The following is a 9314-nucleotide window of genomic DNA, read 5'->3' as shown; positions in this document are numbered from 1 at the left end:
CATCCTCCACGGCGCGGGTGACGAGCCGAAGCCCGGCGCCCTGGCCGCGAAACACGTCCGGCACCTCGGTGTGGTCGATGATCAGCTGGTGCTCGCCGATCTTGGTGAAGGTCATCTCGGCCTCGGCGCCGCCGGGGCCGCGCAGCACATAGCGCCCCTTGGAGCCGTGGTCTTCCAGTTCGATCTCGGGCAATTGGTCAGCCATTGTTCTTGCCTCCTTCAGCGGGCGCGAGCGCGAACAGCTGCCGCGCCGCTTCGATTTCATTCGGCCGAACCTCATGCCCGCCGTCGTGCCATTCCACTGTGACATCCGCGCCGTCGGCACGCAAATAGGCCTCGAGCCGCGACGTCAGGTTAGGCGGGCAGATCGGGTCGCGCCTGCCGGCCGTGAGCAGGATATGGCGGCCGGCAAGGCTGCCTTGCACCTGAGGTTCGAACGGGATCAGCGGATGCATCAGCGCCGCGGCGTCGAACAGGCCGGGCTCGGCGAACACCACCGAAGCCAGGATGTTGGCGCCGTTGGAGTAGCCGAGGCCGAACACCGCCGATGGTTTTGCCGCTTCGACATGCGCCTTGACGAAGCCCACCATCTTCGATGTCGCGCGCGCCAGATCGTTCATGTCGTAGACGCCCTCGCCAGTGCGGCGGAAGAAACGGGCAGCACCATGCTCCGACACATCGCCACGCGGCGAGATGATTGTCGCCGAAGGTACGAGCTCGCGGCCGAAGCCAAGAAGCTGGTTCTCGTCCGCGCCGGTGCCGTGGAAGACAAAGAGCAGCGGGCTGCCCGGCGAACCGGGCAGCATTTTGTGGATGTAAGCGTCCTTGCTCATGGCTTCAGCCTTCCAGCTTCTGCAGGTGCTCTTCGAGATAAGGCCTAAGATGCTGATGCTGCGTCGGCAGCTTCAGCGCCTCGCCAAGATGGGCGGTATCCTCGTCGCGGTCGAAGCCCGGTTCGTTGGTTGCCACCTCGAACAGAACACCGCCCGGCGTGCGGAAATAGATCGCCCAGAAATAGTCGCGATCGATGACCGGCGTCACGCCATAGCCCGTGTCGATCAGCGCCTTGCGCACCTCGAGCTGCTTGGCGCGATCCTCGACCGCGAAGGCGACATGGTGCACCGAGCCGGCGCCGAGATTGGCGAAGCCGGCGCCCGGCAGCGATTCAATGTCGACGACATCGGCGCCATTGCCGTTCTTGATCGCCAGCCGGCGGATATTGCCGGACTTGTCGACCTCCTCATAGCCCATGAACTTCAAGAGCTCCTCGGTGGCGCCGCCGTCCTTCAGCCGGAGCGAGACCGAGTGAAAGCCGCGGATCGCCTCGTCGCCGGGAACGCCGCCCTTGACCCAGGGCGCTCTGCTGTCGGCCTTGTCCTCGACAAGCGCGAAGCTGTCGCCGTCCGGGCCGGTGAAGGTAAGCCGCTTTTCGCCAAAGCTTTCGGTGCGGGCGACATTGCCCACGCCCTCATCGGTGAAGCGCTTTTCCCAATAGGCGAGCGTGCCTTCCGGCACCGAGAACACGGTCGTGCCGACCTCGCCGACGCCGTGCCGGCCCTTGCCGATATCGGGGAACGGAAAATACGTCATCACCGAACCCGGCGTGCCGACCTCATCGGCATAGTAGAGGTGATAGACGTCCGGCGCGTCGAAATTGACGGTTTTCTTCACCCGGCGCAGGCCGAGCTTTTTCGTGAAGAACTCATTGTTGCGGCGTGCGTCGCTCGCCATCGAGGTGACGTGATGCAGGCCTTGGATCTGATTGAGCATGATCGTGCTCCTTCCCTTGTTCTTGCGCGGCCCTCGCCGCTGTCCACGCCAATATGAGGAGGGGCGGCTCTGCGGCAAAGCGGGCAAACACAGGATGGACTGTATCATAAACGTGAACGACCGTTCAAAATATGTTCACCAATCCATCACCAGCATCGGCTTGCAACCCAGGTGATTTCCGTTCCATCTGAGCGCTTCCACAAGGAGACGATCTTGGCCAATCCGACGAGCCGCCCGAATGTTCTCCTCATCACTTGCGACCAATGGCGTGGCGATTGCCTCTCGGCCGCCGGCCATCCGGTGGTGAAGACGCCAAATGCGGATGCGCTCGCCGCCGAGGGCGTGCTTTTCCGCCGCCACTATGGCGGGGCAGCGCCTTGTTCTCCGGCCCGCGCCTGTCTCTATACAGGCCTCTACCAGATGAACAATCGCGTCTGCCGCAACGGCACGCCGCTCGACGCGCGCCATGGCAACATCGCGCTTTCGGCGCGCGCGGCGGGCTACGATCCAACCCTGTTCGGCTACACCGATGTCTCGCTCGACCCGCGCCAGCTTGCGGCGGGGGATCCGCGCCTGCGCAGTTATGAAGGCGTGCTGCCTGGCTTCACCGTCCGACAGGCTTTGCCCGAGCATCAGAAGCAGTGGCTGTCATGGCTGCGCGCGCAAGGCATAGACACGAGCTCCGGCAGCCCTGGCATCCACCGTCCGGCCGGAGGGCAGGCGGAATGCGACGTGACCAACGCGCCGCCGGTCTATTCGAAGGACCAGACGCCGAGCGCTTTCCTGGCCGGCGAATTCATCCGCTGGCTTGGCGAGCAGGAGAAGGGCGCGCCATGGTTCGCGCACATCTCCTTCATCAGCCCGCACCCGCCCTTCATCGTGCCGGAGCCTTACAATACGATGTACGATCCGGCTGAAGGCCCCGCTTTCAAGCGGGCGGCAAATTGGCAAGCCGAAGCCGCAAGCCACCCCTATCTCGCCTATGATCTCGCCCTCCAGAAGAGAACGAAATTCGTTCCAGGCATGAAGGGCAACGTGCCGGACTGGAGCGAGGAGAATTTCCGCCGCATCCGCGCCATCTATTACGGCATGATTTCGGAGGTCGATGCGCAGCTCGGCCGTATCTGGCAGGCGATCAAATCGGCCGGCGCCTGGGACGACACCATCGTCGTCCTTACATCCGACCATGCCGAGATGATGGGCGACCATTTCATGCTGGGCAAAGGCGGCTTCTTCGATGCCAGTTACCACATTCCGCTGATCGTCCGCGACCCGCGCCGGAAAGCAGCGGCCGGTTCATCCGTGGATCATTTCACCGAAGCCGTCGACGTCTTTCCGACCTTGCTCGACCTGATCGGCGCCGCGCCGCAGCGCCATCTCGACGGCTGCCCGCTCACCCCGTGGCTTGACGGCGACCGCCCCGGGAACTGGCGCGACGCCGCGCATTGGGAATTCGACTTCCGCACGATCGCGGCAGGCGACGCCGAACGCCATTTCGGCATGGAGTCGCGCGACTGCAATCTCGCCGTCATCCGCTCGGCCGGCTTCAAATATGTCCATTTCGGCGGCGACCTGCCGGCGCTTCTGTTCGACCTGTCGCAAGACCCGAGAGAACTGAACAATGTGGCGAACGACCCCGCCTATCTGCCGGTGCGACTCGAGTTCGCGGAGAAGATGCTAGCCTGGCGCGCTACTCACCTCGACCAGTCGCTGGCCTTGGCGGAACTGACGGAGGATGGAGTGGCTGGGTGCGTTGCCAAGGCAGTAGGGCAGTAAGGCAGTATGGGAATCGCTCCCTACTGCCCTACTGCCCTATTCCTTTACTTCAGCATCATCCGCTGCTGGTCGCGATTGGCGGCATAACTGCTCTTGTCATAGGCCGTCTGCGCCTGCAGCTGTTCCTTGGTGAAGTTGGTGTAGAGATATTTCTTGCCGTTCTTGTCGGTCATGAATTTCAGCTTGTCCATGCCGAGCGCCACCTCCTTGGCGCCGATGCCGAGGAAGCCGCCGACATCGACGATGACCGCGTCCGGCTTGTTTTCGGGCGTCAGCACGACGTCGCCGATGGAACCGATCTCGGCGTCGTTGGCGCCATAGACCGTCGTACCCTTCAGATCATCGACCCTGATATTGCCCATGGGCATTTCGGTCAGCGTCGACTTGTCGATGGACGAGGTCTTGGTCTGGTCGGTTGCGGCGGTGCCATTGTCGGTGGGCTTGTTCTCAGCAGTGCTCTGGGCCGCCGGCGCCGCGGGCTTGTTCTCTGCCGTCGACTGGGCGGGCTCTGCCGGCTTGGCCCCCTTGTCGGAGGTCGTGTCCGAAGACACCACCGCGGGCGTGGTCGCCGCGGGAGCGTTGTTCGCGGCCGTGGTCGTGCCCGGCGCCGGGTCATAGGCCTTGCGGTTGAAGTCGGGCTGCGCCTGCAACTCCTCCTTGGTGGTCTCGGCCACCAGCCAGCGGTCGCCATTCTTCTCGGCCCATTTTGCCTTGGCGAAGTCATAGGCGACGTTCTTCTCACCAATGCCGAGGAAGCCCCCCACGCCGATCACGAGGGATTCAGCCTTGCCGTCCTTGGCAAGAACGATGTCGTTGACGTCGCCGATCTTCTGGGCGTCGTCCGCGGTGCCGTTATAGACCGACTCGCCCATGATGTTGGACGCGAGGTTGCCCTCGGCCTTCTTCACCGGCTCGGCCGGTGCGGCCGCCGGAGCCTGTGCTGTCGTGTTGTTGGCGGGCTGCGTGGCATCGGTCGCCTGCGCCGGCGCCGGGTCATAAGGCTTGCGATCGAATGCCGGCAGGGCGTTCAACTCATCCTTGGTCGATTTGGCGACCAGCCAGCGGTCGCCATTCTTCTCGGCCCATTCCAGCTTCGCGTAGTCGAAGGCGACGTCTTTCTTGCCGACGCCGAGAAAACCGCCGACCCCGATGATGGCGGATTTGGCCTTGCCGCTGGAATCGAAGACGACATCATCGACCTTGCCGATGTTCTGGGCGTCGTCACCGGTGCCATTATAGACAGACTCGCCGATGATATTGGACATCAGCGCGCCGTCGGCGCGCGGCACCGGAGCCGTGGTTTCGGCGGCGGGGGCCTGTTGCGCCGGAGCGGTTGTCGTCTGCGCAAGGGCGCCGGTTGCGAGCAGTGTAGCGATCGCGGTGGTCGCAAAAAGAGTGCGGATCATGATGGTCTCTCCTCGTGCCTGATTTGTGCATGCTGCTTACCCGGCGAGCCTCTGGACGGCGGGTCGGGAGCGGCAGTGTCGACAGGTTCACAACGTTGTGACAGGGGTGTTGTTCCAACCACGACACGTTCACGAGCGTCTGGGTTGCCAAACCTACGCTGGAACCTTTGCGGCCGCATCCTCGTTCCAGCCTTCGGCTGAGGGTCTGACGGCTCAAGGCGGCTTGAACCGAATACGGAGCGGATATGCGGTTTGCTGCGGTGCTTAATCATGACGGCGGCACGCTCCGAACCGTCGACATGGAAGCTTTCTCCGGACAGTTGCGTCAGACGCTTGAAGCGGCGGGACATTCGGTCGAGATCGACATCGTCGCCGGCCGGGATGTCGCTGCCGCGCTGGAGAAGGCCATCGCCAGGCGCAACATCGACGTGATCCTCGCCGGTGGCGGCGACGGCACGATCTCGACCGCGGCGTCCCTTCTCATGAACAAGAAGAAGGCATTGGCCATTTTACCTGCGGGGACGATGAACCTCTTCGCGCGCGGCCTGGGCATTCCGCAGACACTGGAGGCAGCGCTGCGGTCCTTTGCCGATGGCGAGGTGATCGCCGTCGACATGGCGAGCGCCAATGGCCAGCCTTTCGTGCATCAGTTCTCGATTGGCATGCATGCCAAGATGGTCCAGTTGCGCGAGAAAATGGATTTCGGCTCGCGCCTTGGAAAGATGCAGGCATCCGTGCGCGCCGCCTGGGCGGCGATCAAGAATCCACCGGCGCTGAAAGTGAGCCTGAGCGTCGGCAAGGCGGAGATCGTGACGCGCACGACCGGCATCGGCATTTCCAACAACCTGTTCGGCGAGGGCCACCTGCCCTATGCCGACAACCCGGCCGGCGGCGTGCTCGGCATCTATGTCAGCGTCGCGCGCCGGCGTCACCATCTGGCAAAACTGCTGCTGGACATGCTGCGCGGCCGGCTGCGCCAAAGTGCCCATGTCGAAGTTCATCAGGCCGGCAAGGTTGTCCTCAAGGTCCTCTCGCCCGCCAGGAAATTCAGCGCCGTCCTCGACGGCGAACTGATCAGGCTCGAGCGCGAAACCACGATCGAGATCCACCCCGCCGCGTTGAACGTGCTTGTTCCGTCGAGCGGCGTCAGCGCAAAGGCAGCTTGAAGACGGCGCTGCTTCAGGGTTTTGCGGTCGATTGGCCTGGAGCGGCGCCCTGCTCGGTGCCAGGCGGCTGCGGCACATGCTGCTCGCCGGAAGCCGGCGACTTTATCAATTCCCCGTAAATCTCCACCGCACCCCACGCAATGAAGGCCAGCAACAGGCCGGCTACGAGAATCCTTAAAGCGTGCCAACCCCAGCGCCCCTGGCGGGCTTTGTCTTCAGGAACGATCTTGGTCATGATTGGCCTCCATGTTGCGTGTCTGGCCAAGCGTTTCGGGCACGGCACGATCGGGTAACGAGACCTTGCCGTGAAGGTTCCGAGCGGGAGATCATTGGACGAATGAGCCTGCGGCAGGCGTTCGAAGCTCGCCAGCAAGCCAGCCGCGATAGTCATGCCCAAGCAGCCCGCCACGCTGGAGACCTCGACAGCCTAATGCAGATCGTCCGGACCTTGCCTGGGCGGCGGGGGCCTGGTGTTCTCCCGATAGATGGCGTAGGCGACGACAGCCAGGGCGGGCGCCGCAATGGCTGCCAGCCCGCCCTTGCTCCTGGCAAGCGCCGGAAGCAGGGCAAGCGCGGCGGTAACACCCACCGCCGTCATGTCGGCCTGTCGCCGTCGCGCGCGGCGTTTGCCGCGCGCGCTGGCGGTCAGCTTGTGGATGACGATGATCAGCCCGGCAATCACCAGGAACCCGATGCCGAACCCCAGGCTGGTCGCCAACGGCCCGTAGCGCGCCGCCAGCCAGATATAGACGGCGCCGATGAGGAAGCCGACGCCGCAGAGGGCGAAGATGGCGGCAAGCCCATAAAGGATGGCGGTTATCCGCGCCCTTTGCAAAGCAGCCATTGCCTCGCCCGAGGCAAGGGCTGAGATCAGCGAGACAAGCGTCCCCATCTGAGGCTAGCGGCGGGAAAGAAGAGCGAAGAGGAAACCGACGCCCGCGGCGATCGCCAGCGACGTCACCGGCTTCTCACGGACTTTGGCGATCAGTTGTGCCTCAATGTCCTCGGCGCTTCCTCGCATGCTCTCGAACGCGGCTTCGCCTTGCGCGCGCAGCTGTTCGACGCCGTCCGCGGCGGCGCGCCGCGCGGCGCCGTAGCCGTGCTGGCCCGTCCTGGCCAGTTGCTCGGTGAGTTTCTGAATATCCGCCTTCAACTGCTCGATATCGGCTTCGAGATCGGCGGTGGTTGCTTGGTCCGTTGCGGATTTGCCTGCGGCGCTTGCCATTCTCTAACTCCTTGCGTTTGCGTTGGTTTCAACGCCCGTTCTGCACCATGGTTCCGGGTCTGGCCTCTCACAGCACCCTAGGGCGTCTTCAGATTCAGGTCAGGTCAGGCCGAGTCGAAAATGGTGGCTTCCGAGAACCGGAGCGGAGCGTACTTAAAGTACGTGAGCACCGGAAGCGCAGGAAGCTACCATTTGCAGGCCGGCCTCACCTGAATCTGAACACGTCCTAAATCAGCGGCCTGCGGTCCTCCCCCAGCCCTTCCCAGCGGGCCAGCTTCTTCAGCCCATCATAGTCGATCACTTCACAGCCACCCATCCCGCCACAGGACCAATTTGCGGTCCATCAGCTTGCGGATCGTCTTGTTGGTGTGAACAAGCGAGAGGCCAAGCGTGTCGGCGACGTGCTGTTGCGTGATCGGGATCTGCACCGGCGTCTTGCCGTTGAGGCCGGCGCCACGAGCCCGACTGGCGATGAAGGCGATAAGATAGGCGGCGCGCTCGAGCGCGGTGCGACGGCCGATGCTGAGCAGGTTCTCGTCCAGCATTCGCTCCTCGCGCGAAGCGATCCAGGTTATGTCGTAGGCAAGGCCGGAGTGATTGCGGTAGAGTTCCTGCAACTGCTCGCGTTCGAAGACGCAAAGCAGCATCGGCGACAGGGCTTCGATGGAATGCTGCATCTCGCCCATCAGGCTGCCCTGCAGGCCGATGAGGTCCCCGGGCATGGAAAAATTGAGGATCTGCCGCCGCCCGTCGGGCAACAGCTTGTAGCGGAAAGCCCAGCCCGACAGCACCGTGTAGAGATGGGCGCTGTGGCTGCCTTCGACCAGCACCGTCGCCCCCTTGTCGACGGCAAGCTCACCGCGCTTGAAGGTGTTGATGAATGACAGTTCCTGCTTGTCGAACTCGCGGAATGCAGGCAGAGGCCGCAATGGGCACTTTTCGCAACGATATTGACGGCTGGCGATCGGACGTGCGCTTTGGCTGGACATTTCGACCCCTCTTCGAAATCCCTGCCCTTGCGGGCGCAGAAAAACGCCTGAGACCGGCAGGGGTTCCGCAGGCTTCCACGCCTGTGCTTTTAGCCATGTCTTTTTTTAATGACATGCCAACACATTCCGCGCATCAGTGCGGTCCTGCCAGGAGAAACCGATAAGTGCCAGCACTGCTTGACGGACTGCGTATCCTCGTCTTGGAAGACGAGTTCCTGATCGCGATGGATGTCGAGCAGCTTTGCCGCGACCATGGCGCGGCGGAGGTGACGATCGCCCGGGAGATCGTCGAGATCGACGGGCAAGCGCTGTCCGCGCGATTCGACGCGGCGGTTGTCGACCTTATGCTCGGCGGCGTCTCGACCCTGGATTTCGCCGCCCGGCTGCGCAGCGAGGGCGTGCCGTTCGTATTCGCGTCCGGCTATTCGGATCCGGAGGAAATCCGGGGTTCGTTCCCCGACATCCGCCTGGTGACCAAGCCTTACTCGGGCGAGGATCTGATCGAAGCCGTGGCCATGGCCTGCGGCCGGGTCCCCTCGGCCTGACGCAGGGTTCGCCGAATCCGCCCTACAGGCTGCCCGTTCACCTTCGCTACGGGCTTGCGCGAACCGGGGATCCTTCCGCAGATTCCAGATGCGCCAAGCGCCCCGATGACGATCAGCACCGCACCGGCGGCAACCCCATAGGAAACATCACCGACGCCGAGCAGCGCGAGCAGGGACAACGCGGCCAACGGCGTCGCATAGGCGATTGCCGAGATCAGCGCGGTATGGCCTGTTCTGGTCGCCCGATCCCAAAGCGCGTTGGAAAGCGTCAACGGAACGATCCCTATGGCTGCGATCGCCAGCAGCTGGGATGAGGAAAGGCTGATCGGCGGCTCGAAACCGAAGTGCAAGGCCAGCGCAAGCACCGCCAGAAGTCCCATTGACGGCCCGATGACGTCCTCGGCCTCCCGACCATCCGAGCGGACCGCGGCATAGAT

General features: G+C 63.5%; 11 protein-coding genes and 1 pseudogene. 3 read left to right on the top strand and 9 right to left on the bottom strand.

Going from position 1 to position 9314, the window contains the following annotated elements:
* The 3 genes from EOA27_RS10425 to EOA27_RS10415 form a co-directional block, all read right to left on the bottom strand.
* The coding region (locus EOA27_RS10425; RefSeq protein WP_145970315.1) for a GNAT family N-acetyltransferase at positions 1–205 on the bottom strand (205 nt) is incomplete at its 3' end.
* On the bottom strand, positions 198–833 hold the full coding sequence (locus EOA27_RS10420; protein ID WP_126080888.1) for an alpha/beta hydrolase: 636 nt from the start codon (positions 831–833) through the stop codon (positions 198–200). The genes EOA27_RS10420 and EOA27_RS10425, both read right to left, overlap by 8 nt.
* 4 nt (positions 834–837) lie before the next feature.
* Positions 838–1770 carry a VOC family protein gene (locus EOA27_RS10415; RefSeq protein WP_126080887.1) on the bottom strand — a complete coding sequence of 311 codons (933 nt, stop codon included), beginning with the start codon at positions 1768–1770 and terminating at the stop codon, positions 838–840.
* A gap of 213 nt (positions 1771–1983) precedes the next feature.
* On the opposite strand from EOA27_RS10415, the gene EOA27_RS10410 reads away from it, so the two are divergent.
* Positions 1984–3546 carry an alkaline phosphatase family protein gene (locus EOA27_RS10410; protein WP_126080886.1) on the top strand — a complete coding sequence of 521 codons (1563 nt, stop codon included), beginning with the start codon at positions 1984–1986 and terminating at the stop codon, positions 3544–3546.
* 44 nt (positions 3547–3590) lie between these two features.
* Here the strand turns inward: EOA27_RS10410 and EOA27_RS10405 are convergent, their stop codons facing one another.
* Positions 3591–4952, bottom strand: coding sequence for a PRC-barrel domain-containing protein (locus EOA27_RS10405; protein ID WP_126080885.1), 1362 nt, complete (start codon positions 4950–4952; stop codon positions 3591–3593).
* Positions 4953–5197: 245 nt separating this feature from the next.
* On the opposite strand from EOA27_RS10405, the gene EOA27_RS10400 reads away from it, so the two are divergent.
* On the top strand, positions 5198–6118 hold the full coding sequence (locus tag EOA27_RS10400) for a diacylglycerol kinase family protein (RefSeq protein WP_126080884.1): 921 nt from the start codon (positions 5198–5200) through the stop codon (positions 6116–6118).
* Between the two features lie 13 nt (positions 6119–6131).
* On the opposite strand, the gene EOA27_RS10395 is transcribed toward EOA27_RS10400, so the two are convergent.
* The 4 genes and pseudogenes from EOA27_RS10395 to EOA27_RS10380 all read right to left on the bottom strand — a co-directional run bounded on the left by EOA27_RS10395 (position 6132) and on the right by EOA27_RS10380 (position 8332).
* The gene (locus EOA27_RS10395; RefSeq protein WP_126080883.1) at positions 6132–6353 is read right to left on the bottom strand and encodes a hypothetical protein; all 222 of its coding nucleotides are present in this window, start codon (positions 6351–6353) and stop codon (positions 6132–6134) included.
* Positions 6354–6545: 192 nt separating this feature from the next.
* A complete protein-coding gene (locus EOA27_RS10390) occupies positions 6546–7010 on the bottom strand; it encodes a phage holin family protein (protein WP_126080882.1) in 465 nt (154 codons plus the stop codon).
* Positions 7011–7016: 6 nt separating this feature from the next.
* On the bottom strand, positions 7017–7343 hold the full coding sequence (locus tag EOA27_RS10385; RefSeq protein WP_126080881.1) for a DUF883 C-terminal domain-containing protein: 327 nt from the start codon (positions 7341–7343) through the stop codon (positions 7017–7019).
* A gap of 226 nt (positions 7344–7569) precedes the next feature.
* Positions 7570–8332: pseudogene (locus EOA27_RS10380) on the bottom strand (Crp/Fnr family transcriptional regulator).
* Between the two features lie 164 nt (positions 8333–8496).
* Here EOA27_RS10380 and EOA27_RS10375 point away from each other — a divergent pair.
* Positions 8497–8877, top strand: coding sequence for a response regulator (locus tag EOA27_RS10375; RefSeq protein WP_126080880.1), 381 nt, complete (start codon positions 8497–8499; stop codon positions 8875–8877).
* On the opposite strand, the gene EOA27_RS10370 is transcribed toward EOA27_RS10375, so the two are convergent.
* On the bottom strand, positions 8814–9314 hold a 501-nt coding region (locus EOA27_RS10370; RefSeq protein WP_348639860.1), incomplete at its 5' end, for an EamA family transporter. The two genes, EOA27_RS10375 and EOA27_RS10370, sit on opposite strands and share 64 nt — an antisense overlap.

Origin of the sequence: Mesorhizobium sp. M2A.F.Ca.ET.037.01.1.1, assembly GCF_003998075.1 — a bacterium.
Classification (GTDB): Bacteria; Pseudomonadota; Alphaproteobacteria; order Rhizobiales; family Rhizobiaceae; genus Mesorhizobium.
This window is presented reverse-complemented; position numbering and strand designations above follow the sequence as displayed.